Source organism: Neobacillus sp. 19, from assembly GCF_049463095.1.
Lineage (GTDB): Bacteria > Bacillota > Bacilli > Bacillales > Cytobacillaceae > Neobacillus.
The window spans coordinates 119,578-143,343 of sequence record NZ_JBMPZU010000050.1; the positions used below are offsets into that span (position 1 = coordinate 119,578).

General features: G+C 40.5%; 28 protein-coding genes, 1 tRNA gene and 1 pseudogene. 6 read left to right on the forward strand and 24 right to left on the reverse strand.

The features are described 5' to 3' along the window. Window positions 1-378: 378 nt before the first annotated feature. The 4 genes and pseudogenes from ACO1D1_RS15770 to ACO1D1_RS15785 all read left to right on the forward strand — a co-directional run bounded on the left by ACO1D1_RS15770 (window position 379) and on the right by ACO1D1_RS15785 (window position 3,420). Window positions 379-1,074: an MgtC/SapB family protein gene (locus ACO1D1_RS15770; RefSeq protein WP_149871353.1), complete on the forward strand. Its 696-nt coding sequence runs from the start codon at window positions 379-381 to the stop codon at window positions 1,072-1,074. Window positions 1,075-1,158: 84 nt separating this feature from the next. Beyond that, window positions 1,159-1,231: transfer RNA gene (locus ACO1D1_RS15775), tRNA-Ala, on the forward strand. A 340-nt stretch (window positions 1,232-1,571) separates the two neighbouring features. Then, window positions 1,572-1,882 (forward strand): annotated as a pseudogene (locus ACO1D1_RS15780) (DUF485 domain-containing protein). After that, complete coding sequence (locus ACO1D1_RS15785) at window positions 1,882-3,420, forward strand: solute symporter family protein (protein ID WP_149871354.1); 1,539 nt, start codon at window positions 1,882-1,884, stop codon at window positions 3,418-3,420. Before ACO1D1_RS15780 ends, ACO1D1_RS15785 begins: the two are co-directional and overlap by 1 nt. A 48-nt stretch (window positions 3,421-3,468) precedes the next feature. Here the strand turns inward: ACO1D1_RS15785 and ACO1D1_RS15790 are convergent, their stop codons facing one another. Continuing rightward, window positions 3,469-4,824: a DEAD/DEAH box helicase gene (locus tag ACO1D1_RS15790; protein ID WP_423336432.1), complete on the reverse strand. Its 1,356-nt coding sequence runs from the start codon at window positions 4,822-4,824 to the stop codon at window positions 3,469-3,471. A gap of 175 nt (window positions 4,825-4,999) precedes the next feature. On the opposite strand from ACO1D1_RS15790, the gene ACO1D1_RS15795 reads away from it, so the two are divergent. Further along, window positions 5,000-5,575: an RBBP9/YdeN family alpha/beta hydrolase gene (locus ACO1D1_RS15795; RefSeq protein ID WP_423336433.1), complete on the forward strand. Its 576-nt coding sequence runs from the start codon at window positions 5,000-5,002 to the stop codon at window positions 5,573-5,575. Between the two features lie 47 nt (window positions 5,576-5,622). Here ACO1D1_RS15795 and ACO1D1_RS15800 read toward each other — a convergent pair whose 3' ends face one another. From ACO1D1_RS15800 to ACO1D1_RS15820, 5 genes are all read right to left on the reverse strand, one after another. Next, window positions 5,623-6,075, reverse strand: coding sequence for an OsmC family protein (locus ACO1D1_RS15800; RefSeq protein WP_149871357.1), 453 nt, complete (start codon window positions 6,073-6,075; stop codon window positions 5,623-5,625). Next, a complete protein-coding gene (locus ACO1D1_RS15805) occupies window positions 6,075-7,256 on the reverse strand; it encodes a vitamin-B12 independent methionine synthase (RefSeq protein WP_423336434.1) in 1,182 nt (393 codons plus the stop codon). The genes ACO1D1_RS15800 and ACO1D1_RS15805 overlap by 1 nt, the downstream gene beginning before the upstream one ends. A gap of 18 nt (window positions 7,257-7,274) precedes the next feature. Next, a complete protein-coding gene (locus ACO1D1_RS15810) occupies window positions 7,275-7,988 on the reverse strand; it encodes a sulfurtransferase TusA family protein (RefSeq protein WP_423336453.1) in 714 nt (237 codons plus the stop codon). A gap of 15 nt (window positions 7,989-8,003) precedes the next feature. Further along, window positions 8,004-8,366 (reverse strand): DsrE family protein, encoded by a 363-nt coding sequence (locus ACO1D1_RS15815; RefSeq protein WP_423336435.1) that lies wholly within the window; start codon window positions 8,364-8,366, stop codon window positions 8,004-8,006. Window positions 8,367-8,502: 136 nt separating this feature from the next. Beyond that, window positions 8,503-8,736, reverse strand: coding sequence for a sulfurtransferase TusA family protein (locus ACO1D1_RS15820; RefSeq protein WP_423336436.1), 234 nt, complete (start codon window positions 8,734-8,736; stop codon window positions 8,503-8,505). A 151-nt stretch (window positions 8,737-8,887) separates the two neighbouring features. Here ACO1D1_RS15820 and ACO1D1_RS15825 point away from each other — a divergent pair, with 151 nt between their 5' ends. Then, window positions 8,888-9,772, forward strand: coding sequence for a selenium metabolism-associated LysR family transcriptional regulator (locus tag ACO1D1_RS15825; protein ID WP_423336437.1), 885 nt, complete (start codon window positions 8,888-8,890; stop codon window positions 9,770-9,772). 73 nt (window positions 9,773-9,845) lie between these two features. On the opposite strand, the gene ACO1D1_RS15830 is transcribed toward ACO1D1_RS15825, so the two are convergent. The 18 genes from ACO1D1_RS15830 to ACO1D1_RS15915 all read right to left on the reverse strand — a co-directional run bounded on the left by ACO1D1_RS15830 (window position 9,846) and on the right by ACO1D1_RS15915 (window position 23,689). Continuing rightward, entirely contained in the window at window positions 9,846-11,339 is a 1,494-nt protein-coding gene (locus ACO1D1_RS15830; protein WP_423336438.1) for an acyl-CoA synthetase, read from the reverse strand. Window positions 11,340-11,495: 156 nt separating this feature from the next. Continuing rightward, window positions 11,496-12,236: a 3-oxoacyl-ACP reductase FabG gene (fabG, locus tag ACO1D1_RS15835; RefSeq protein WP_423336439.1), complete on the reverse strand. Its 741-nt coding sequence runs from the start codon at window positions 12,234-12,236 to the stop codon at window positions 11,496-11,498. Between the two features lie 4 nt (window positions 12,237-12,240). Beyond that, window positions 12,241-13,137, reverse strand: a complete 897-nt coding sequence (locus ACO1D1_RS15840) for an alpha/beta fold hydrolase (RefSeq protein WP_423336440.1) — start codon at window positions 13,135-13,137, stop codon at window positions 12,241-12,243. After that, window positions 13,124-14,146 (reverse strand): 3-oxoacyl-ACP synthase, encoded by a 1,023-nt coding sequence (locus tag ACO1D1_RS15845; RefSeq protein ID WP_423336454.1) that lies wholly within the window; start codon window positions 14,144-14,146, stop codon window positions 13,124-13,126. The genes ACO1D1_RS15840 and ACO1D1_RS15845 overlap by 14 nt, the downstream gene beginning before the upstream one ends. 17 nt (window positions 14,147-14,163) lie before the next feature. Further along, window positions 14,164-14,343: a hypothetical protein gene (locus ACO1D1_RS15850; RefSeq protein ID WP_149871366.1), complete on the reverse strand. Its 180-nt coding sequence runs from the start codon at window positions 14,341-14,343 to the stop codon at window positions 14,164-14,166. Between the two features lie 12 nt (window positions 14,344-14,355). Then, the gene (locus tag ACO1D1_RS15855) at window positions 14,356-15,354 is read right to left on the reverse strand and encodes a branched-chain amino acid ABC transporter permease (protein ID WP_149871367.1); all 999 of its coding nucleotides are present in this window, start codon (window positions 15,352-15,354) and stop codon (window positions 14,356-14,358) included. A 4-nt stretch (window positions 15,355-15,358) separates the two neighbouring features. After that, window positions 15,359-16,219, reverse strand: coding sequence for a branched-chain amino acid ABC transporter permease (locus ACO1D1_RS15860; RefSeq protein WP_149871368.1), 861 nt, complete (start codon window positions 16,217-16,219; stop codon window positions 15,359-15,361). 17 nt (window positions 16,220-16,236) lie between these two features. Continuing rightward, on the reverse strand, window positions 16,237-16,944 hold the full coding sequence (locus ACO1D1_RS15865; protein WP_149871369.1) for an ABC transporter ATP-binding protein: 708 nt from the start codon (window positions 16,942-16,944) through the stop codon (window positions 16,237-16,239). Continuing rightward, the gene (locus ACO1D1_RS15870; protein WP_149871370.1) at window positions 16,937-17,695 is read right to left on the reverse strand and encodes an ABC transporter ATP-binding protein; all 759 of its coding nucleotides are present in this window, start codon (window positions 17,693-17,695) and stop codon (window positions 16,937-16,939) included. Before ACO1D1_RS15870 ends, ACO1D1_RS15865 begins: the two co-directional genes overlap by 8 nt. A gap of 82 nt (window positions 17,696-17,777) precedes the next feature. After that, entirely contained in the window at window positions 17,778-18,974 is a 1,197-nt protein-coding gene (locus tag ACO1D1_RS15875; protein ID WP_149872778.1) for a substrate-binding domain-containing protein, read from the reverse strand. A gap of 218 nt (window positions 18,975-19,192) precedes the next feature. Continuing rightward, the gene (locus ACO1D1_RS15880) at window positions 19,193-19,765 is read right to left on the reverse strand and encodes a Uma2 family endonuclease (protein WP_423336441.1); all 573 of its coding nucleotides are present in this window, start codon (window positions 19,763-19,765) and stop codon (window positions 19,193-19,195) included. 142 nt (window positions 19,766-19,907) lie between these two features. Next, window positions 19,908-20,399: an RHS repeat protein gene (locus ACO1D1_RS15885; protein ID WP_149871372.1), complete on the reverse strand. Its 492-nt coding sequence runs from the start codon at window positions 20,397-20,399 to the stop codon at window positions 19,908-19,910. Window positions 20,400-20,511: 112 nt separating this feature from the next. Continuing rightward, window positions 20,512-21,036, reverse strand: a complete 525-nt coding sequence (locus tag ACO1D1_RS15890; RefSeq protein WP_149871373.1) for a hypothetical protein — start codon at window positions 21,034-21,036, stop codon at window positions 20,512-20,514. A 618-nt stretch (window positions 21,037-21,654) separates the two neighbouring features. Continuing rightward, a complete protein-coding gene (locus ACO1D1_RS15895; protein WP_149871374.1) occupies window positions 21,655-22,173 on the reverse strand; it encodes a GrpB family protein in 519 nt (172 codons plus the stop codon). Window positions 22,174-22,266: 93 nt separating this feature from the next. Further along, the gene (locus tag ACO1D1_RS15900) at window positions 22,267-22,620 is read right to left on the reverse strand and encodes a DUF6886 family protein (RefSeq protein ID WP_411675504.1); all 354 of its coding nucleotides are present in this window, start codon (window positions 22,618-22,620) and stop codon (window positions 22,267-22,269) included. Window positions 22,621-22,648: 28 nt separating this feature from the next. Beyond that, the gene (locus tag ACO1D1_RS15905; protein WP_190284690.1) at window positions 22,649-22,786 is read right to left on the reverse strand and encodes a DUF6886 family protein; all 138 of its coding nucleotides are present in this window, start codon (window positions 22,784-22,786) and stop codon (window positions 22,649-22,651) included. A 193-nt stretch (window positions 22,787-22,979) separates the two neighbouring features. Further along, entirely contained in the window at window positions 22,980-23,123 is a 144-nt protein-coding gene (locus ACO1D1_RS15910) for a hypothetical protein (protein WP_423336442.1), read from the reverse strand. Between the two features lie 68 nt (window positions 23,124-23,191). Beyond that, window positions 23,192-23,689, reverse strand: a complete 498-nt coding sequence (locus ACO1D1_RS15915; RefSeq protein WP_149871375.1) for a hypothetical protein — start codon at window positions 23,687-23,689, stop codon at window positions 23,192-23,194. Window positions 23,690-23,766 lie beyond the last annotated feature (77 nt).

Consider the following 23,766-nt stretch of genomic DNA (forward strand, 5'->3'; position numbering starts at 1 on the left):
CTCGCCGCTCAAAAGCGACTTCTTTAATTTATCATATCTCACATCACTGTGTCAACAACTTTTTTAATTTCTTTTTTTCGTTATTTGACTTTCCCGATGAGGACGAGATTTAATATACCATGATAAAGAAATGATTGCAATATAATTTCTAAAGTTTTTTCAAAATCTATTTTTCAATAGACTCATAAAACGAACTAATAATGTATATGTAATTAGAGACAGCAGTTTATTACAATTTAAATGGGTAAAGCAAAAAAGCCTTCAAGACAAGATGGATCAATCGATTTATATTTTGCTCTTTCAATCGATCTATCTTTAAGTGTAGAATCAAAATAAAGTTTTTATTATTTTTGATTATTTAATTTGGAAGTGAATGATATGAGCAATGCGGATGTTGATATATTAATTAAGCTCGGTATTTCTGCTATTTTCGGACTGATCATCGGTCTTGAACGTGAGTTGAAAAGGAAACCTGTAGGTCTTAAGACAAGTCTTGTTATTTCCGTTGTAAGCTGTTTGCTGACGATTGTATCCATTCAATCTGCGTATATGTTTCCAAATTCAGATGAAGTAAAGATTACAATGGATCCGCTCAGACTTGCAGCACAGATTGTCTCGGGAATTGGTTTTTTAGGTGCTGGTGTCATATTAAGAAGAGGAAACGACAGTATTTCAGGTTTAACAACGGCTGCCATGATTTGGGGAGCTGCGGGTATTGGGATTGCAGTAGGTGCAGGTTTTTATTTAGAAGCATTTGCCGGCGTTGCCCTACTTATCATTAGTGTAGAGTTAATTCCTTTTTTAATGAAACTTTTTGGTCCGAAGCAATTGCGAGAAAAGGAAATTACCCTTCAGTTATTTATAAGAGACCAAAAGCAAATCGAAATAGCTATTTCTTTTTTACTAGAAAAAAAATATATTATTCGCAGGCTTCGAATAAAGGATTTAGATAACGGAGATCATCTGGTTCAAATTTTGGTTGCAGTTGATTACCGTGAAAAAACCACTGAGGTATATGCCGCCGTTTCAGAAATAGATGGAGTAAAAAAGGTGGAAATTGAAAGTTTAAGCTAATTGAGAAATATTTATCCCTTTCTTGAAATTTCCTCTTGCAAGAATGATATAATATAGATATAATTCTTCTTGTAACAAAATATTGGGGGCTTAGCTCAGCTGGGAGAGCGCTTGCATGGCATGCAAGAGGTCGTCGGTTCGATCCCGATAGTCTCCATACTCCGAAAACCTTTGCGCTGCAAAGGTTTTTTTGTTTTGTCACCAATTAATTATTAAATTCGTATGAATAATTTTTCCTATTTTTCCAATTTCCTCTTGCGCATTTAATTTCATTATTACTATAATTATAAACGAAAATAAAGTTTAAAAATTTAGAAAAATCTGCATTATGGGAGATGATGCGATAAATAGACTCAAGGTTTTCCTCTAATGTTCATCATGTAACGTCCTAGTATTTCTTCATCAATTGTCCCATCAGCATTGTCTTTTCTTTTTAACCTCATGTTTGAGCAAAAGGTTTTTAGATGAGAGGGGGGCTTCCAGTGGAGCCACAAAAAATGAAAGCATATTCTGAAAGCGATTACAGTTCTATTGTCCAATCACCATCATTTCAAACATTGCTCTCCGAAAAGAAGAAATTTATTATTCCAGTCACTATTTTCTTTTTTTGCTTTTATTTCGCACTACCTATATTAACCTCTTATTCAACGGTATTGAATCATAAGTTTATCGGCAGTATTACATGGGCATGGGTTTTTGCATTCTTACAATTTATTATGACTTGGGGATTATGCTGCTTTATTCAAAGAAAGCGGCAAAATTTGATGAATTAGCCAATAAAGTGGTTCAAGAAGGGGTGAATAGCTGATGAACACCCCTGCTTTTATTATGTTTCTTGGAATCGTTTTTGTAACGTTAATTATTACATATTACGCTTCCAAAAAAACAAAAAATGCAAGTGAATTTTATACGGCCGGCGGCGGGCTGACGGGCTGGCAAAACGGACTGGCCATCGCCGGGGATTATATGTCAGCTGCTTCATTCCTAGGAATTGCCGGTGCTGTAGCCTTAACTGGCTTTGATGGTTTTTTCTATAGTATTGGATTCCTTGTTGCCTACCTTGTTGTTCTTTATATAGTGGCGGAACCATTAAGAAATCTTGGAAAATATACATTTGCAGATATGATTGCAGCCCGCTTCAATGCCAAGAAAATCCGCGGGTTTGCAGCGATGAATACTGTAGTTATTTCAATCTTTTATATGATTGCACAGCTTGTAGGTGCGGGAGCACTTATTAAATTATTATTAGGCTTAGACTATACTACATCGGTTTTAATCGTTGGTGTCTTGATGACGGTTTATGTTATTTTTGGCGGGATGCATGCGACGAGCTGGGTGCAAATCATTAAAGCTGTTCTGTTAATGGGCGGTACTTTCTTAATCTCGATCATTGTATTTGCTAAGTTTAATTGGAGCATCACTGATATGTTTGCCCAAATGAAAACGGCCACGCCTTTGAAAGAAGCTTTCTTAAATCCGGGGGTCAAATACAAAATTGGTCTTGATACGATTTCATTAAATATGGGACTCGTACTAGGGACCGCCGGATTGCCGCATATCCTCGTCCGCTTCTTTACTGTTAAAGATGCGAAAACGGCTCGTGCCTCCGTTGTTTATGCAACTTGGATTATTGGACTCTTTTATGTTATGACAATTTTCCTCGGTTTTGGGGCTGCAGCCTTTGTCGGTAATTCTGAAATCGTCGCAGCTAATCCAGCTGGAAATATGGCAGCACCACTGTTAGCAAAAGCGCTTGGCGGGAATATGCTATTTGCATTTGTTTCAGCAGTTGCCTTTGCAACAATTCTAGCAGTTGTTGCAGGACTTGTTTTAACAGCAGCTTCTGCCTTTGCCCATGATTTCTATAACGAAATCCTTCGCAAAGGAAAAGCAACGGAAAAGCAGCAAGTTAGTATGGCTCGCTGGGCCGCTATTGCAGTTTCTGTTATTTCTATTATTCTTGCTTTAGGGGCGCAAACACTTAATGTTGCCTTCCTGGTTTCTCTTGCATTTGCCGTAGCTGCCAGTGCGAACCTGCCCGTCATCATTTACACCATCTACTGGAAGCGATTCAATACAACAGGTGCGGTATGGGCAATGGTCGTTGGATTGATCACTGCAATCGGCCTCGTGCTTATTAGCCCGAACGTGTTCAGTCCTGAAGCAGGGAAAGCCATTTTTGTCGGCAATCCTATCTTCCCATATACAACACCGGGAATCGTCTCGATCCCGCTTGGATTCCTTGCCGGTTACTTAGGAACCATCTTCTCCAGCCAAAAGGCTGATGTGAAGAAGTTCGAGGAAGTATTGGTGAAATCAAATACTGGAATTGGTATTAATAATTAGCTAGACAAAAAATGGGACTGAAGTCAATTTCAGTCCCATTTTTTAGCCTCATTTTTTTCTGCTTGAACTTGTTTTAGCCGATTTGCCGCCAGACTTAAAGGTGAAGTTCTTTGGCCCGGTTCGTTTACCTTGTTTAGGTTTGAAGTTCCCTTTTTGCTCACCTTTAAAATCTGCATTATTTCGGTTTCGAGATCCTCTACCCTTCTTTCCACTTCCGGTGCCGCGTTTTTCATTTTGACCATATGGTCGGGCTTTCTTTTCATCCCTCGAATGTTCAATTTCCTGACCGCTGTTTCCCAGGTTTTGTTTTGGAATCGTAATCGTCAGTTCTTTTTCAATTAAATCAAGTGTTGGCCGGTCAGCGGACGAGTAAAATGTAATTGCCAAGCCGGTCATTCCTGCCCTGCCTGTTCGGCCAATACGGTGGACATAGCTTTCGGCATCTTGCGGAATATCATAATTGAATACATGTGTGACCCCTTCAACATCAAGTCCCCTTGCTGCCACATCGGTTGCAATTAATAATTGAATCTCTGCATCCCTAAACCGCTTCATCACTTGTTCCCTTTTAGCCTGCGATAAGTCCCCATGTAATTCGTCACATGGAAATCCGGGGGCTTTCAGCGCATCATATAGCTTACTTACTCTCCGTTTTGTCCGGCAAAAAATAACCGCTAAAAACGGCCGATGCTTTTCTATTAATTGAATCAATGTTGCCTGCTTCGCCCTGTCTGTTGTATGAATCGCCAGCTGCTTGACATTTTCAGCAGGACCTTGTGTTTTTTCTATTTGAATGTATTCAGGCGCTTTCATATGTTTTGCCGCCAATTTCCTGATTTCCGGCGGCATTGTTGCAGAGAATAACATGGTTTGCCGGGTTGCAGGTGTCTCCCGAATAATATCCTCCACTTCCCCGAGAAATCCGATATGAAGCATTTGGTCCGCCTCATCTAATACAAGAAAGGATATTTCTGATAATCGAACCGTTTCTCTCCTAATATGATCTAACAGCCGGCCGGGAGTACCGACAACTATTTGCGGATTCCGCTTTAATTTTTTCAGCTGTTTTTCAACATCCTGACCGCCATATGCAGCTAACACAGAGATACCCTGCATACCGACAATCAATTTTTCAATTTCTTCTGTTATTTGCAAGGCCAATTCTCTTGTAGGAGTGACGATAAGTGCTTGCACATGTGCTGCATCCCTATCGATTTTTTCAAGAATCGGCAGGATAAAGGCAAAGGTTTTCCCTGTCCCCGTTTGTGCCTGTGCAATAATATCGTTACCCTTCATTACAAATGGAATCGATTGTTCTTGAATCGGTGTTGGGATCGCGACACCATAGCCGCGTAATTGCTGTACTAAAGTTTCTGAAATTCCTAATGATAAAAAGTCTGCCAAACCTACCCCTGCTTTCTACTTAACCTATCCACTTATATTGATGGTTTTTCGAAGGAATTGCAAATATATATGTAAAAATCCAATCATTGGTTGTCATTTCTTTTTAAAAACCTTATAATTAATAATACCAACTTAATCAATCGGAATAGTTAAATTAAATAATAGGAGGGATTTTATGAAGGAACAGAGTTTTCTCATCATCCATGGATTAGGAGGGAGCGGCCCGAATCACTGGCAAACGTGGCTTGCACATGAACTAACAGAAAGAAACTACCATGTTAGTTACCCAACCTTCTCGCACTTCGATAGCCCTAATAAGAGTGTTTGGCTGGCCGAATTAGATGCGGCGATACAAACCCTCCCGGCAGGCCATCAGCTTACTGTTATTACTCACAGTCTTGGCTGCTTGCTTTGGCTTCATTACACAGCGATTTATCCGAAAAGAATCGCTGAACAAGTCATTCTCGTTGCACCGCCATCTCCAGCCATTGTTCTTTCACAAGCAAATTCTTTTTATCCTGTACCGTTACAAGGGAACCGTCTCTCAAGAGCAGCAGAAGATACATTATTTATTCATTCAACCAATGATCCCTATTGCAGTATGAAGGATGCGAAAAGCTATCTAAGCTTGGGCTATCCCTCGATTGTTTTACCGGATTCCGGGCATATTAATACAGATTCCGGGCACGGAAAATGGCCGTGGATATTGGAACAGTGCCTAGTCGATGGAAAAATAACCCAATATGTATAAAAAGAAAAAAGGAGTGGGATTAATAATCCGTCACTCCTTCTTTTTATTTAAACTATTACGGCCGCTTTCACCCAGTGATTTACGACCGGAATGCCGGCGTCCTTCATTGTTCGATAAACAGGGCATCTGAGGTCAACTGCTTTTTGTAATTCATCAATTCTTTCTTGGGACTCGGATGTTTCGACAACCGCATTGACTGTGACTTGCTGAAAGTAAGGTTTAACCGATAAATCTCCCATGAGTCCTGCTAGATCCAAGCTTCCCTCAACATTAAAGGAGATTCCTTGAAGGTCAAATTTCATTTCCTGCGCTATCAATTGAGCCATGACATTTTCACAGGCAATCAACGAGGATAAAAATGCCGAAAGCGGGTCAATCGCCGAGTCCTTCCCACCAAAAGATACCGGTTCATCGATCGCAATCGTATGCTTGCCTGCAGCCGCATCAAGGCGCATTCCAGTTCCTTTACCCTCTACTTTAAAGTTCATCAACTGTCCCATTAATTATTCTCCTTTACTAGAACCATTTCCCGCAGCTTTTTCGCTGCCTCCGACATCACCTTTAATTTTTCAAAAGCAATCTCGTCGCTGTTCATTGGCCGTTGTGCAAATGTACCAAAGCCGCAATCCGGATTTAAAAAGATTTTTTCATCCGACAGGTACTTTCTAGCCTCTTGGACTCGTTCAATGATTGCCTCAACGTTTTCGATTGTTTCTGTTCGAGGATTGACGATACCCAATCCCAGCTCTTTCCCGCCAAATTCAGCAATCACATCAAGCTCCCCGGCACGAGGAGTCGCATATTCAAGAATAAGCTGATCGACATTTACATGTGCGAGATAGGGAATTAATGGATCATATGGTCCGCGAAGCAGAACCTGTTCTTGAGTGCTCCAGTTACCGCGGCACACATGTACACCGATCCTTGACCCTCTTCCAAGCATGCCTTCTGTTACCTGATTCATTAAATCAAGTGCAAAGGCAATCTCTTCAGCAGCATCGGCTTTTGCCGTCAATGCACCGCACATAAAGGTCCGGTTGGCATTTTTTTGTGTGAAAACAAGTTCTGTCAACACAGGCTCATCGAATTGAATAAAATCAACTCCGGCGGCAATCAACTCTTCCACTTCTTCACGTAAAACATTAATAATATCAACAGACAAATCCTCTTTTGTCGGGTAAGCATCTTTTGAAAGCCCTTCTACCCACATTGCTCTTGTTAACAGGTAAGGACCCGGGAGCATGACCTTAATGGCTTTGTCTGTATGCTTTTTCAAAAATAAATAGTCATCAAGTGCAAGCGGCTTCCTCCGGCTGATTTTTCCAGTGGCTGCCGGATTTGACATTGAAAATGCCGGTACGTCTAATGTTCCAAGGATTTCCTCAAAGCTTGCTTTATCCTCGACATATTCAAGCAGCTCCGAAACCGTCAGCATCCGGACATTGTTTAGATGTTCGGCTACAAACGAGATAAAATTATCGCGTCGCTGCTCACCGTCAGAGATGATATCAATTCCTGCTTCTTCCTGCCATTTCAAGCATTTTAACACGGCTTGATCCGCAATGATTTGAAACTCTTCTTCACTTATTCTTCCGGCCCGTTTATCGCGCATGGCTCTTTTTACTTCGTTCGACCTTGGCCAGCTGCCAATAACAGTGGTCGGGAATTTCGGTACATTCATATCGGTAATAACCCCCTGTTAAAATACAATCGAGAGCCTAATTTCAATCTTAACTGCTTGTTTAAGAGTTTGATAAATGGGTGACCGTGCAAGCGTATTTTTCCATAATTCCTCGAGCACCGTTTCAGATTCAGGTGATGACACATAAAAGGTTCCCGTAAGCTGACTAAGTTTAGGGCTGCCCTCATCTTCTAGTTCCATATGATAAAGAACATTTTCCAGTCCACCCTTTAAGCTCAGCTCTACATGATCAATCTCGAGGTTACGCTTGGAGGCTTGTGCTTTGTAGCCCACCGTCAAACAGGAGGCAAGCGATCCAATCAAATAGTCGATTGCACTTGGTGCATTCACCTTCGGACTGAAATCGGCCGGCTGTCCCACTGTAAAGGTATGGTTTCTTGAGTGCACCTTTGCGGAGAGATCGTTTTCTCCCCGAACCCGAACACTCCATTGATAACCTTTCGCTGCCTCCAAATCCTGCTCTAATTCCGTTTGTTCGGCACCTTTTCGAATAAAATATCTGATTGTATTGTCACCGGGTTCCGAACCAAGAAATCCATGGTCCACCATTCGGCACCATGCCGGCAGGTCCTCAGCTACTGTTCTTTCTCTGCTTCGGACTTCAAGAATCTGCCCATTTTCCAAGGGATCCATTGCCTTTTTTATAATCAGCAATAAACCGGACCCGCAATCTAAATCTCCGCCGTCACAGACTGCATGTGGTGAAAACATCTTGTTCACCACATTCTAATACGTAATGGAAGCTGCACCTTGGCTGAGGAACTCAACTAATTTCGCTCCACCCACAATGGTTGCACCTTCAATTAATTGTTCTTCTTCCAAGCCGCGCTTTTTAAAACATGGACTGCACACCCAAAGAGTTCCGCCCGCTTCCACAAACTGATCCATTAATTGCTTTAACGGTGCAAAACCTTCTTCATGAATCTCTTCCGCGTATCCCTTTGATGCAAGGTAAGCTCCTTCAACATTCAGAAATACCACTGTTTCCTGTCCAGATGCCACTGCCGCATTGGCAACCACGAATCCAACTGTTGCCTTATCAGGATCATTCTTTGCATTTGTTAAACTTACTAAAAATTTACCAGCCATTTTTCATTCCTCCGTTTTATTCATTTTGCCGATAAGAAAGTTTAACTTTCCTATCAGGCATAAGTGCAACTACGCCTCTGTCTTCGCCTAACGGCTCGCCAATCGGCGAGTTTTCTTTATATGTAAAAGGCTGTAATTAACCTTTTTCAATAAAATAGTGGCTTGTCTTGCCAACGTCTCTGCGTTCAATAAGGGTATGCGTTTGCATTCTGCACCATGCCGGCAGGTCCTCTCTTGCACCAGGGTCATAGGAAATCACTTTAATGATTTGACCGCTTTCCATCTTTTTCATTGTTAGAAATAGATTCATAATCAATTCTCCGCAGCCGGTCGGGCCTGCATCATATAGTAAATCTGGTTCATAGGACATACATTCCTCTCCCTTCGGTACAAAGTCACAAACATTTCAAATAGATACGTCTCCTTCATTATAGAAAAGTGGTAAGCTAATAGAAATTCAAGTTATCTATTTTGCCAATCACTACTAATCGATTATATGAATATACAAAGGGAAGATTCCGATGGATTTGCATCAATTATATGTTTTTACAAAGGTCGTTGAGCATAAGAGCTTTTCTAAGGCAGCTGAGGATATCTTTTTAAGTCAATCAACAGTTAGTTCCCATATTCAAGGATTGGAGAAAATGCTTGGGGTCAAGCTCTTTGATCGCGTAGGCAGGGAAAGCATTCTTACCCCGCATGGTGAACGATTATACGGCTGGGCACTGAAGCTTTTACTTTTAAAAGATCAGGCATTGCTCGATTTAAAGCAGGGGATGGCGGAGCTAAAGGGAATGATTCGAATTGCGGCAAGTTCTGTTCCGAGCCAGTTTATGATTCCCAAAATGGTCAAACGATTTAGGGAACACTATCCAGAGGTTATGTTTCATATTAACCAGTCTTCTTCAAAAAATGTTGCCGAAAAGGTGTTGAATGGTTCCGTTGATATCGGTATATTGGGTCAGAAATTTGAAGATGATAAACTTCGCTATATCCCTTTGTTAAAAGAAAAACTGGTGCTTGTTACCCCAAATCAAATGGAAATAACGGAACCTGTCCATATCCACGATATTTTACATTACCCTTTTGTCATGCGAAATTCAGATTCCGGTACGAATGCACTTCTAGAAAGTTTTTTGAAAAAAAATCATATTGCCAAGGATCAATTAAAGATCATTTCATATATAGAGGATGGACAGAGTTTATTGCAATTTGTGATTCAGGATGTTGGCATCTCCATTATTTCTGAAGTATCTGCAAGAGAATATTCTAAAAATAATCTATTAAAAATGTATGAGATTAATGGCTTTGACGATGAACGATATTTCTATCTTGTTTATAACATTAATAAGACACAATCAATTGTATCAAAATTGTTTATTGAGCGTGCCGGGGATTTGGTTTAGATGTCTCAGTTCAGGCACCGCTTTGAATTTTGCCGTAAAAAACCGAAAAGGGAGAACATCACGGTTCCCCCTTTTACTTTTGAATACTCATTTCTTTTAATTTCTTTTTATCTATTTTCCCAACATGGGTTTTTGGCAGTTCCTCGACATGCATGAATTGTTTGGGTATCTTATAACGCCCTAGTTTGGATTCGCAGTATAGTTTTAACTCTTCCTCTTGTAAGGTGTACGTTTGCTTCAATGTAATGAATGCCACAACAACCTCACCCCATTTTTCATCAGGCAAACCAAGGACTGCCACTTCATCAATCGCAGGATGTGCAGCAAGCAACTGCTCTATTTCAAGAGGATAGATATTCTCTCCGCCGCTAATAATAATATCTTTTTTCCTGCCGACAATGTAATAAAAACCCTGTTCATCTCTTTTCGCTAAGTCTCCGGTTTGAATCCAGCCATCCTTTACCGTCTTCCTTGTTTCCCGGTAGCGGTTCCAATAAAACGAAAAGCCGTGTTTCCCTTTGATTACTAGCTCTCCTACTTCGTTTGGTTTTGTCTCTGAACCATCCGCTTTTACTAGTTTGATCGAATTAAACAGCATTGGCTTGCCGACAGAACCGGGATTTACTCGTGCATCTTCGGGGCTTATAAAAAAGTTATTTGGCCCTGCCTCGGTGAGACCATACCCCTCTTTAAAAGCTAACCCCTTTTTTTGAAAGGCCTCGTAGATAGACAACGGGCATGGTGCTGCCCCTGATAAAAAGATTTTCATAAAAGGGAATTCGTTATCTTGAAATTCCGTTGTTTGAATTAGCATATGATACATCGTTGGAACGAGAAGAATTGTTGTGCAGCGATACTGATTAAGGGTCCCTACCGCTTTTTCACCTACAAATGACCCGCCTATGACAACTGTGCCGCCAATCATCAGGATTGGGACGCACAAGGCATTTAGCCCACCGGTATGAAACATCGGCAAATAGTTTATCGTTACATCATCCTCTGTTAAATTCCAGCTAATAATTGTATTCATCGCATTCCAAAGAATCGATTGATGGCTTAACACAACGCCCTTTGGTATTCCGGTCGTCCCACCGGTATAGATGATTGCCAGAGGGTCAGTTTCTAAGATTTTCTCTTCAGGTAAATTCCTCATTGAAAAAGTGACTAATTCTTCGTAACTGGCATCCCCTGTAAGGAAAGTACTTACGGTATTTAAATGTGGACACATGCCCTCGAACTTCTGGTGAATTCCTATTAATATAGGTGTGCAATCATCTAATATTTCTTTTATTTCTTGCGGTGATAAGCGCCAATTAAGCGGGACGAAAATCGCCCCTATTTTTCCGCAGGCAAATAGCAAATCAAAATAGCAAATATCATTTGGCGAAAGCAGGGCAATCCGATCGCCTTTTTTCACGCCGCGGGCACGAAGCCAGTTAGCGGTAGATTTTGCCCGTCTATTTAATTTTTCAAACGTCCAAGCCGTATTTGTTTTTTCATCTACAATGGCATCCTTATCCGGCGATAATCGTGCCCGATTTTCCAGCCAATCCAGTTCCCAGCTCACCGACCAATCGCTCCTTCGCTACTAGATGGAACTATCTTACTCATATTTAGTTACGGGGAAGTTACAAAGGATTGCTTTTATGAGCTTTCTACAAAGTTCACTAAAAAGATATATGAATAAGCAAAAAAAACGACCCCAAAAAGGTCGCTTAACAAATTACATCATAATTCCGCCATCCACATGAAGTACAGTTCCATTCACGTAGTTCGATTCATCCGAAGCAAGGAACAAATAAGCATTTGCTATATCTTCCGGTTTTCCTAATCGTGCTAGCGGCACCATCTGCATCATTTGCGCCATCACTTTTTCCGGTACCTTTGCCGTCATCCCTGTTTCGATGAATCCAGGGGCGACGGCGTTCACATTAATCCCTTTACGTCCCAGTTCCTTCGCCCATGTTTTTGTCATCCCGACAACACCGGCTTTAGTGGCCGCATAATTTGTTTGCCCAACATTTCCATAAACCCCAGAGACAGAAGATGTATTAATAATTCTTCCGCGTCCATTGGCAATCATCGTCGGCAAAACTGCCTGTGTGCAGTGAAACACACCCGTCAAGTTGACATCAAGCACCTGTTGAAAATCCTTTACCGATAGCTTTGACAGCATCGCATCCCTTGTGATACCGGCATTATTAATCAAAATATCAATTTTCCCATATACACCAAGTACCTTCTCAACCATTTCGTCGACACTTTGACGGTCAGCAACATTCACTTGAAAAAAGGAAACTTCATAGCCATTCTGCTGCAGTTCCCGCGCACGTTCTTCCCCTTGTTCCACATTAAAATCGGCCATTGCCACCTTCGCGCCTTCTCGGGCAAATACTTCAGCAGCCGTTAATCCGATTCCGCCCGCTGCACCGGTTATAATCGCTACTTTGTCCTGTAACCTCATCCACTTACGCCTCCAAAAATTGTGTCATCGCTTTCAATAATTGCGGCAGATCATCTACTAATGGTGAATGCCCGCAATCTTTTAATTCGATATAAGTCGCTTTTTCTCCTAGGTCCTCAACCAGTTCTTTCGTCATCTCTTTTAAAATTACCATATCCCGGTCCCCTTGCAGCACAAGAACAGGGACATCAATTAATTCGACTTTTCCGTTGCCTTCAACGAGCCCGTTATGATGACGGCTAATATTAAACGTATTATTGGCATGATGCACCTCTGCCAAATTCCTTTGCGTCCTCATATCTTGAACATATTCATCATAAAGGTCCGGTGCGGGTTGATGATGGGTATAAATCACCGCATTCCAGATCAATTTTAATAGTGCCGTGTCATTCGTATCGTAGGCGGTTTGCACAGGGATCGTTCGAATCAAATCCTGCTTAATTTCTTCATGCAAGGCAAAGCGCCGCGGCACATCGTTTTCATTTATTTTTCCATCGAAGGGGTATCCGCGAGTCGATTCCGATGCCAGTAAAATCAGCTTATTGCAATATCCCGGGTAATCTGCAGCAAATTGCATTGCAACCGCACCGCCCGTTGACCAGCCTGCCAAAGCAAAATCCTTCAAACCAATTTCATCAACAAACAACTTCACATCATCAGAGAAATCTTTAATCGACATAATTAGATTGTTATAGCTCGAACCGCCAAATCCCCGTAAATCCATCGCATAAAGCTTATATTTCTCATCCATATTTTCAAGTACGAGATCCCAATGCTTCGAAGATGTCATATTTCCATGGATTAAAAGTACCTTTATCGAGCCGCCCTCTCTCTCCCTGTATACAATTGTTTCACCATTCGGCAAAAGCACTTCCTTCATCACAACATTAACCATTCCCATCACCCTTCCCCCATTTAATTGCGGTTGCTCCCCATGCATAACCAATACCGGCGCTGACTAATACGACAACATCTCCATCCTTGATTTTTCCTTCCTTCATGGCAAGCTCTAAGGACAAAATCTGATCGATTTGTCCAATATGTCCATAATCTTCGAGGTAAATAGATTGCTCATCTGACAAGCCTAATTCCTTTAATACATATTCATGGGCTGATTTTTTCATGTGCAGAATCGCCAAGTAGGAAAGATCCGCCACACTATAGCCACTTTTACGTAATGATTTACGAATAACCTTTAAAAAGTTATCCATCGACTTTTGTTCTAAACGCTGTTTCATTCCCTCGGGGTCAAGGACATCCAGCTTATTTAGACGCTGGTCAATCGCCTCTTTGGTTATCGGGTTCTTCGTACCGCCGGCAACCACCACTACATCTTCAGAAAAAGACCCATCAGTGATAAGTTCTGTTTCTAATAAAAGGTTTTCGTTATGCCCTTTTCGTAAAAGAATCGCGCCGCCGCCGGCAGCAAGATTAAACATGAAACGGGTTCTTGGATTTTCATAATCAATGAAATCAACGTTACGATATCCTCCTGCAAGCAGGACCGTTCGGATCGAAGGATCGGCAATCATCATACTTTTCGCCACTTTTAACGCCATCACCGTCGTCCCGCATCTTAATGCCAGGTCAAAGGCCCAAGCATTCAATGCCCCTATTTCTTCCTGCAGCTTAATCCCTGCCGTCCAAAGCGGATATTCCTTGTGTTCCTCGCCAATATAAATCACAAGGTCAATCTCCATGGGATCAATTCTGGCCTTGGCAATCGCTTTTTTAGCAGCGATAATTCCCATTTCACATGTATGGTCATTTGAGCCAGGGACATGCTTTTTCTTGATTCCCATTTTCTCTTCGACAACACGAACGGGGATACCTGCCCGTTCTGCAATCTCTTTTCCGGTTAGACATTCCTCCGGAAGATAAATTCCTGTGCTCAACATTCCAATTTGCATACCCATCACCTGCCCACCTATGCTTCTTCTGCCATTTCCTGCATATATTCCATTGCTTCTGCAATCGACTCAAATAAGGTTTCCCGCTCCTCCTGGACATGGGTTACCTTTATACGCCATTGTTTTCTTCCTGTTTCCTTCTCTACCGCTGCCAATTGAAACCGAACGACGAAAGACGCAATTTGATGATGATCCATGTATACCACCTTCTATCCCGCCACTTTCTCTTCTTTTTTCACTGCATGCTGCTTTTTCCGTTTCCACGAAAATGTACGTAACGTCCCGACAATTCCTTTTGGGAAAAACATCACGACCAAAATATAAATAATACCGAAGAAGATGATCCAGCGTTCGAAAATCACATGCTCCTTTGCAAGTTCCGTCAACCAATGATGGGCAAATTCGATTAAACCTGCGCCAATGATTGCTCCGACTAATGTACCTACGCCGCCAATGATCGTCATTAATAAAGCATCTAACGTGATATCCATTGCGAACACACTCGTGTTCACAAATCGAAGTGAAATGGCATACAAGATTCCCGCAATCCCTGCTAATACACCGGACATCACACTTGCGGCAATTTTGTAATGCAGCACATGATAGCCTAATGATTCCGTTCGCTGCTCATTTTCCCGGACGGCTTGAAGGACTCTGCCAAGAGGGGAATTGGTAAACCGCTTCAGAATTAAAAATACTGCCACCATCAGAATCAGGCAGAGCAGGTAAAAATTAGTCCGGTCAATAAACTGTTCCGGTACTCGAAAAGTGAAACCGTCATTTCCATAGGTCATCGACCGCCACTTTTCTGCTAAGACAAGAAAAAGTCCTGCCAACGATAAGGTTAACATCGCATAAAAATGGCTTTTTAAACGAAGCGTCAGCAATCCGACAAGAAAGCTGACAATGGCAGTGAGGGCAATTGTCATCAGTACGGCCAAAAAGAAAAAACCGAGCGTAGGTTCAAATCGCTTCATAAAAATCCCAATCGAATAAGCGCCAATTCCAAAAAACATTGCATGTCCAAAGGAAACGATTCCAGTAAACCCCAGCAACAGATCATAACTCATAGCAAAAATGGAAAACACAAATACCTGTGTTAATAAAATCAATAGATTTCTGGATTCATAGACAAACGGCAAAAGGAGCAGAAAGGCGGCCACAACTAAAATGACAGCTGTCATTCTATTATTTTGAATGAATCGCATGTTCTCACCCCTTCGCTCCAAATAGACCTTGCGGCCGAATAATTAATACAATCGCCATGAGAAGCATATTCACAGCCAGTGACAGGTCTGGGACATAGTAGGCCATAAAGGATCCGGAAAGCCCTACCAATATAGCGGCCATCACTGAACCTTTGAAATTTCCCATTCCCCCGATAACCACGACAATAAAGGCGAGAATTGCGAATTCCATTCCCATCCCCGCATGAATGACACCTGAATACGGACCGAGCAGTACGCCGCCCAACGCTGCCATCCCTGCACCAATCATAAAGACAAACATAAAAACCTTCTGAATATTGATACCCAGTGCCTGCACCATTTCTTTATTCATGACACCTGCCCGGACAACGAGGCCGATTTTTGTTTTTTTAAGAATAAATTGCACTCCTGCGAAAATGAGGAACCCAACTAAAATGATAAAGATACGGTACTTGATGATAATGATGCCGCCAAGCTCCCAGCTGCCCTTCAAATAATCCGGAGGCGAGGCCGTAAGCTGATTCGGTCCCCAAATGACTTTCAGCATTTCGGATAAAACCAGCATCAGACCGAGTGTGATTAATATCTGCTGCACATGGTTGCCATAAACAGGTTTAATGATCCACCTTTCCGTAATGATCCCGAGCACAAATCCCGTTAAGATGGCGCCAATGATCCCGATGATAAAGCTATTCGTCTGAGCATATATCCAAAGACCGCTGTACGCTCCCCATGCAAACAGCCCCCCATGGGCAAAATTCAGCACATCCATCAATCCGAAAATCAGTGTCAAGCCGGCGGCTAATAAAAAGATCAGCATCCCTGTTGCCAGGCCATTTAACGTTAAATTGATGATTAGATCCACTAAAAGGTCCTCCTTCCCTACGCAATCCCTAAATATTTCCGTTTCATTTCCTCATCTTCTTTTAATTGTTTCATTGAGCCGTGACTCACGGTTCGACCATCGTCAATGATGTAAAAACAGTCACCAATTGTGCTCGCCATCATGAAATTTTGTTCCACTAACACAATGGTGGTTTGATCTTTCATTTGTAAAATTGATTCCATCACCTTCTCGACGACAATCGGTGCCAAGCCTTTACTCGGCTCATCGATTAACAGCAGTTCGTTTTCGTTTACATAAGCCCTTGCGATGGAAAGCATCTGTTTTTGTCCGCCACTCAACAGACCGCCCGGTTTTTTCCAAAATTTTTTTAAATCGGGGAACAGATGTAATATCCAATCCAGCCGTTTTTCCGTGTCTTCGGTTTCTGTTTGCATCGCGACCTTTATATTTTCCTCCACCGTTAATCCGGCAAAAATCCCCTGATCCTCAGGAACATAGCCGATGCCTTTTTTAGCAATGGTGTAGGTTGGCAGGGACTGAATCGATTCTCCTTTAAACGTAACGCTCCCTTTTGTGGCCGGATTCAGCCCCATGATCGTTCGCAAAGTCGTTGTTTTTCCAGCACCGTTTCTACCAAGCAGGACAGTTACCTCGCCTCTTTTCACCTCAAAAGATATACCTTGGAGTATATGGTATTGACCAATATGGGTTTCTACATGATCAAGCTTCAACAGGTCATTCATCAAATCGTCCTCCCAAATAGGCAGACTGTACGGTTTCATTTTTCATAATCTCTTCCGGGGTCCCATCGGCCAACAGCCTTCCATTAAACAGAACCATCACCGAATCCGATAAATCGAGGATCATATCCATCTTGTGCTCGATGAGGATAATCGTCCGGTCCCCTTTTTCTTTAATTCTTTTAATTACTTCTAAAATAGCCGGAACTTCTTCTAACGACATGCCTGCTGTTGGTTCATCTAATAAAAGCACTTCAGTCTCAAGCGCGAGCAGCATCGCAATTTCAAGTTTCCGTTTCTCGCCATGGGCGAGATTGCTTGCCAGAGAATCCTTCTTATCATCTAATAGGACAAGCATGAGCCACTCTAATGCCTTCTCTTCAAATACACGGTATTTCTTATAATGAAACAGTATCTGGTAGCGAATTCCCGCTTGTGACTGAACCGCCAATCTTACATTTTCCATTACAGTTAAGTTAGGAAATACATTGGTAATTTGAAAGGAACGGCCGATCCCTTCTCTTGTACGGTAGGTCGGCGAAAGTTTTGTAATATCTTTACCACGATAGTAGATTGTTCCTTGCGTTGGCATTAATTGGCCGCTTAGGAGATTAAAGAAGGTTGTTTTTCCGGCACCGTTTGGTCCGATAATCGATTTAAAATGTTTCTCGGGTACAGAAATACTGACTGCATCTACGGCCGTATGACCGCCAAAAATAATCGATAAATCTTTTGTTTCAATAAGTGAAGACAATTTCTTCCCTCCTTAAATTAGAAATAAGGAAGAGGGTGACCGTGTATAAATATGGTCAAACCCCCAACAACTTTACTTTTTTTTATTTATTCCGAATTGGAGGTGCAGTTTCTTCAGGAGTCAGTTCCCTGATCAACACTGGAACTGGATATGGGACACCGTCTTTCTTCTCCAGCTTAATCGCATACAATGTCTGCAGGGCTTGATGATCCTCCGGACGATACGTCATTTTTCCTTTCGGGGTTTCAAAGCTCATGCCTTCCATCGTTTTGATTAATTGATCAGCCTCCGCATCACCATCTGTTTTCTTCAATGCTTCTACAATCGAAATCGCAGCACTCATCCCGCCTGGTGTAAACAAATCGGGAACATCTCCGTTAAAACGTTTTTTATGCTCCTCAACCAGCCAGTCATTAATTTTATTTTTCGGCAGGTCATGATAATAAACGGTGAAGCCTTCCATCCCGATCAGCGGCTCCATTGTCGATAATGCCGCAATATCCGGAGCACCTGTTGAGATTTTGATTCCTTTTTCTTGAACCTTCATGTCAGCAATTTGCTTCCACGGAGAGTTTGCCCCGGCCCAAACGACAAACAGGTAATCAGGCTTCGCATCGATGATTTTTTGAATATTCGATGTAAAGTCTGTTGCAGCAGGATCCGCATATTCTTCCTTGACAATCTCAGCACCCAATTTTTTCGCTGCTTCTTTAAAGGCAGCTACACCATCACGGCCAAAGGAATAATCCGGCGCAAGTGTTGCGATTTTTACGCCCTTTTTGGCAATGGCCGCCGCACCGGCAACCGCATCTTGGGAGGAGTTACGGGCTGAATGGAACATATACTTATTAAACTCCGAACCTGTAATACTATCAGCGGCAGCAGGTTCAACGACCATGATTTTTTGATATTCCTCTGCCAGAGGTAAAACAGCCAGTGTATCTGCTGAGCTGGACGATCCGACTAGAAAATCAACCTTATCTTCTTCTAATAGTTTCGTCGCTTTTTGCACAGCCACTTCCGGCTTTGTTTCGGTATCTTCGACGATGAATTCAATTTTTCTGCCGGCAACCTCCATTTTTCCTTCGGTTGCATAATCAAGTCCAAGCTCAAAGCCTCGTAATGTTTGCTTTCCGTACGATTCGAGTGCACCTGTTTTAGAAGCAAGCACCCCAATTTTAATCGGTTCTTTCTTTTCCGTTTTCTTTCCGCCATCGTCCTTCGGCTCTGATGAAGACTTGTCAGCGCTGCACGCACTGGCTAGTATCATCATAAACATTAGTAATCCTATCAATGCCCATCTTCCACGGTACCCCTTCACACGTTTTCCCCCTTAAAATGTTTACTGTAAAACTGGCAAAGCCTTGATGTAAGGATAAGAAAATACAGTTACAGGGGAGTTACAAATAAGAAAATCGGAAGCGCATTGGTCAGCGGCATATGGACTAGAGCTGGACAACAAAAAACAGCCCTAGAAAATAAATAAGGCTGCTCTTTCTATAAAAATATTTGATTTAGGTCTAATTCTAATCCAGTTAATACATGAACAGAAATGGAATCATCTTTTGTAAAGACTCCTTGAAATTTATAGTAATCACCGATTAAAAGATGTATTTCTACGGATTCGTTAACCGGATCAACAAGCCAGTACTCTTTTACCCCGGCTTTTTCGTAAAGGTGAAATTTCTTCCAGCGATCTAACTTTACAGATGAGGGTGAAAGGACTTCGATAATCATGTCCGGTGCACCATTACAACCCCTGTCATCAAGCTTTTCTTGATCACATACAATCGACAAATCGGGTTGAACAACATTATTTATTTCATTGTCATGTTTGTTTTCCGTTAATAGTCGTACATCGAACGGCGCAAAAAACACTTCACATTTCTTATCGCGCAAGAAAATAGAAAAGGCCGTAGATAACTCTCTTAGCACCCGTTGATGTCCGCGTGAAGGGGCAGGCGACATATCGAAGATTTCCCCATCAATTAACTCATGCCTTTTGCCCTCGCTCCATGTTAGATAATCAGCATATGAATATTTCCTTTTTTCGTTCGGAATGGCCATCATATCATTCCTTTCAACTTATCTCACCATTATTATACCATAATGGGAAACATTTCACATCTTCACTGCCGGGACGACATTACCATGTTTTCTAGTAAAATGCTCAAAATTTTATCATTCGATATGAGATGGATGAAAAAAACATTTACCGGGTTATTGGTTGTATATGCTGGGACCATGGGTCGCTTGCTGTTCCTTTATAGGTGTCTTGGGAAATAAACCGGCCTGTGTCCGGATTATAGTGTCTGGCATTCATGTAATACAAGCCTGTCGCTGTATCATGAACCGCACCGGTGAATTTCACCTCATTAAGGAACGATTTGCTGCCAACTTCCTCTGTTTCGCCAAATTCATCATAACCATACCCTTTAACTCGCTTAGCGTCGAGATCAAGGATACTGGTGACACTGCCCCTTTTATCATAGTGATAGAAGAAATACATATTGTCAAAGGCGCCATCGAACCGCTTCGAAGCTACAATTGTACCGCTCGGACTTAACACATTCTCCGTTGCTTTATTATTGTTGATGTCGGTCGTGTAGAGGACATTTTCTCCGTCATAAAAATACTTGGAAATTAGTCCATTGACATCTCGTCGGATCCGCTGACCGTCGCCATTATAGAAATTCTGTTCCACAACCGGCTTCTCACCAGCTTTCTGCAGTTCTAGCTTTCTAAACGAATAAAGAGACTTAACAGAAAAAAGCTAATGCTTTTTAACATTAGCCTATTAATGTGGGTATTAAACTTTAGTATTCCTCTTGATTCCCCAATAATCCTTCACTACAAAGGAGTTCTCTATCAGCCGGAATAAGCCCTTTATGCCTCTGAGTACCCTTTCCGTTCGCTTCTATCCAAAAACAGGTTTCACATGATTTATAAATTTTTTTCCTATCGGTGTTTGTTGATATTCTTAAGTGGTCACTTTTACATTGAGGACAAACTTCTTTTGTAGTCATAGTTGTTAATTCCCAAATAAGAATAGAGACAATTTGCCATACTTCCTTCTTATTTACATTATTTCTCCGAAGATATTTTTTTACAATACATTCAAAATCATCTCCAGAACTGCCTACTACAAACATGGATGAGTCAATATCCTTAATAAATGTTAATAAGTTTTTATCAGCAATTTTTCTAAATTCCTTATCAAACTTTTTTACAATTGAAATAAGTTTATCTAGAAAATCTTCAAGTGAACTATTATTAACTTTACTGAATATATTTAAACATTCATTCCATAACAGTATATCCGGGTTGTCTGATTTAAACATATTTACTCACCTATTCTTTATTTGTCTTTTCAATTTATGGTTTGGGTATCGGGTATGCAGTAATTAGATTTCCTGCTTTATCGGTTATAATCTGCATCCAAGATCTGGAACTACCTCCCAAACTTGGCTTAATTGTTCCTATCTCACTTCCAGTATTAACAATACGTGAATATTGTCCGGAAGTTTCTAATACAGAAACGGGTGATTTTATAATATTTGATCTACCTAATATAACCTTAAATTCATCAACACTTACTGTAAACTAACCTGAATTTTTTCCTGGATTGAAATGTCTTTCAATTACATGATTTAATCCTGCATTATTTGATGGACTAAATCTTGTTGGCCCGTTTGCAATATTAATTCTGGATTGCACTATCCCCAACATTCTTACTAGCCTCAGAAAATCCCTTATTTTTTAAAGCATTCTTCCCTGCAAAACTAATTGACTGGTTAAGAATACCTTAGGCACTTAATAATTCTGCCCTTACAGCCAATCGACTTACAGTTATAGGGCTTTCTTATATTCCGTTTCGTTGACGGAATTGCGCCAGATTACAGAAGATCATTATTGTAATTTCAGCGTTCTTAAAACAATGTCACACAATACTTCAAAAATTATTTTTTTAAGGCCCATTTTTTAACTTCTTTCACTAATTCATTGACATAAGCTTGTTTTGCTGCTTGATACTTATAATGATTATCGGGGAATTGCTTTAATAATTTTAATTTTAACTCTCCATACTTTTGAGCATTATCTGGATGTTCAATTAAGTATTCTTTAAAATCCAAGTGCGTTTTAATATTCTCATTACCTACTTGAAAGATATGTATGTGGTGGGTTCTATTTTCATTTCCTTTCGGAAAGTACCTTCTTCCTGTAATCCCATTTTCCCCTTTCGCTTCATACCCCAATTCGCGCATTTTCCTATTGAATACATCAACAATTTCTATATCTTTAACAACAATCAAAATATCGATTATTGGCTTTGCATAACCTATTGTTGGTATAGATGTACTCCCCATATGAAAAATATCAAGCAATTGATCTTTAAAAACTTCCTTTAATTTTTTCTCTTCTTGACTGTACAATTTTTCCCATTCTTTAGTCCAAGGAAGAGTTTTGGTTTTCCTCACAAAATCCTCCCCCTCCTATATACCCAAAAATCCCAGTGAATTTTTTTGATTATCTTCATTTCGTTTACTCTCCCATCTATAAGGATCTAAATATCAATTAATATCAGAGGATGCATTCCTCATTCGATTGATAGAAAAGCTTACTGATGAACTTATGATTTCATTATGAAGCTTCCAAAGGGATGGTGTAATACGTAATTCTATGTTTGTCTCCACAAGTCTATCTAATAAATCTCCTACGGGTTCAACAAAAAGGGGGGGTACTGCTTTTCGTGAAACATAATAACCAGCATTTGCATCGTGGCACTCAAAAGTTTCAAATTGTAACTTGTAAGCATAAAGTTTTGTCTCACGAATGCGTTTAGGCCAAGATGTTTCTATTGCGATAATTCGATTGACAGGAGTTTGGCTAAAGAAACGGTTAAAGTCATCACATGTAGTTTCCAGAGATGACTAGAAAGCCACACGTGGGCATTCATGAGGGAAATAAATAATGTGGCGCGTGCTCTTCATCAATTGCCCTGACAAATGGCTGATACTTGGAATTGGATTTGGGAACATGTGGTTCAAAGTAAGTTATATTTGGATCTTCACTAAAATGAAATAGTTTCATTAATAAATCCTCCATTTAAAAATGTGAGACAATGGTATTAATTCGCTACTTGTTGGGGAATTCCTATTTGTTAATCTATAAATAGGCCCTAATGTGAAAAATGAGCGCTTAACCTTGTTCAAGGATAGCGCCCATTTCTGGAATAAGAGTAAGTTTTTTATCCTCTTTCTTTTGAATAAAAGATACAACAGGATTAACTAATCCAAGTCTCTTTAGACTCTTTAATTTGCCATTTTCCTTCTTTGAAATAAATGGTGCTCTCTACACCAATAGCTCCTTTGGCTGAGCGATACTTGGAGCCTTCAAAAAATACATTGTTAAAAAATTTGTATTTCATATTTTCAATTCTTACTAGTACTCCTTCTTCTGGTCAGTTACCTGACTTTTTGGACATCCCTTCATAAATTAAGAAATTATTTTTTCAATTTCTTTGTCATAATTAGTTACATTATTATTAATTTCTATTAACATAGTATCCTCATCAGTTGCAGGTTCGTAACCAATTATAATCTTTGGAATATCATAATTTTTTTTCAAATTAACTAGAAAATGTACTAACTTTTTCAACCTTAACTTATTATCGTTCCTCCCATCCTTTAATATTTCTTTTTCAGGAAAGTTAAATACAATATCACCATATTGTTCATCAAACGAGAAAACTATTACTACATTTTTCAATAAAATACCTAACTGCAATTCTTCTAACAGTATATTTCCTGTGCCTTTCGGTGATAATATCTCTTCAATGTTTTTCACTTGGGAAAAATCTAAATCTTTTTCTGAAATATTATCATAAAAATGTGATGATTTTTGTTTTAATGTAGATAATTTAAGTTCGTCGTAAATTAATTTATCAATTTCTCTCTTATTAAAATCAGTAAATATAATCTCTAAATTTTCCACTTACACCCCACCTTTATTGCTGGTCAATGAACCCTTTAAAAGTTCCATCAAGGTTTAATCGAACCCCACGCCCATCT

What these genes read in the sequence shown, in the direction of transcription:
- ACO1D1_RS15770 (WP_149871353.1), top strand. Translation starts at nt 379, where the DNA reads ATGAGCAATGCGGATGTTGATATATTAATTAAGCTCGGTATTTCTGCT.
- ACO1D1_RS15785 (WP_149871354.1), top strand. Translation starts at nt 1,882, where the DNA reads ATGAACACCCCTGCTTTTATTATGTTTCTTGGAATCGTTTTTGTAACG.
- ACO1D1_RS15795 (WP_423336433.1), top strand. Translation starts at nt 5,000, where the DNA reads ATGAAGGAACAGAGTTTTCTCATCATCCATGGATTAGGAGGGAGCGGC.
- ACO1D1_RS15800 (WP_149871357.1), bottom strand. Translation starts at nt 6,075, where the DNA reads ATGGGACAGTTGATGAACTTTAAAGTAGAGGGTAAAGGAACTGGAATG.
- ACO1D1_RS15805 (WP_423336434.1), bottom strand. Translation starts at nt 7,256, where the DNA reads ATGAATGTACCGAAATTCCCGACCACTGTTATTGGCAGCTGGCCAAGG.
- ACO1D1_RS15810 (WP_423336453.1), bottom strand. Translation starts at nt 7,988, where the DNA reads ATGTTTTCACCACATGCAGTCTGTGACGGCGGAGATTTAGATTGCGGG.
- ACO1D1_RS15815 (WP_423336435.1), bottom strand. Translation starts at nt 8,366, where the DNA reads ATGGCTGGTAAATTTTTAGTAAGTTTAACAAATGCAAAGAATGATCCT.
- ACO1D1_RS15820 (WP_423336436.1), bottom strand. Translation starts at nt 8,736, where the DNA reads ATGTCCTATGAACCAGATTTACTATATGATGCAGGCCCGACCGGCTGC.
- ACO1D1_RS15825 (WP_423336437.1), top strand. Translation starts at nt 8,888, where the DNA reads ATGGATTTGCATCAATTATATGTTTTTACAAAGGTCGTTGAGCATAAG.
- fabG (WP_423336439.1), bottom strand. Translation starts at nt 12,236, where the DNA reads ATGAGGTTACAGGACAAAGTAGCGATTATAACCGGTGCAGCGGGCGGA.
- ACO1D1_RS15840 (WP_423336440.1), bottom strand. Translation starts at nt 13,137, where the DNA reads ATGGGAATGGTTAATGTTGTGATGAAGGAAGTGCTTTTGCCGAATGGT.
- ACO1D1_RS15845 (WP_423336454.1), bottom strand. Translation starts at nt 14,146, where the DNA reads ATGCAAATTGGAATGTTGAGCACAGGAATTTATCTTCCGGAGGAATGT.
- ACO1D1_RS15850 (WP_149871366.1), bottom strand. Translation starts at nt 14,343, where the DNA reads ATGGATCATCATCAAATTGCGTCTTTCGTCGTTCGGTTTCAATTGGCA.
- ACO1D1_RS15855 (WP_149871367.1), bottom strand. Translation starts at nt 15,354, where the DNA reads ATGCGATTCATTCAAAATAATAGAATGACAGCTGTCATTTTAGTTGTG.
- ACO1D1_RS15865 (WP_149871369.1), bottom strand. Translation starts at nt 16,944, where the DNA reads ATGAATGACCTGTTGAAGCTTGATCATGTAGAAACCCATATTGGTCAA.
- ACO1D1_RS15875 (WP_149872778.1), bottom strand. Translation starts at nt 18,974, where the DNA reads ATGTTTATGATGATACTAGCCAGTGCGTGCAGCGCTGACAAGTCTTCA.
- ACO1D1_RS15880 (WP_423336441.1), bottom strand. Translation starts at nt 19,765, where the DNA reads ATGATGGCCATTCCGAACGAAAAAAGGAAATATTCATATGCTGATTAT.
- ACO1D1_RS15890 (WP_149871373.1), bottom strand. Translation starts at nt 21,036, where the DNA reads ATGTTTAAATCAGACAACCCGGATATACTGTTATGGAATGAATGTTTA.
- ACO1D1_RS15905 (WP_190284690.1), bottom strand. Translation starts at nt 22,786, where the DNA reads ATGAAACTATTTCATTTTAGTGAAGATCCAAATATAACTTACTTTGAA.
- ACO1D1_RS15910 (WP_423336442.1), bottom strand. Translation starts at nt 23,123, where the DNA reads ATGAAATACAAATTTTTTAACAATGTATTTTTTGAAGGCTCCAAGTAT.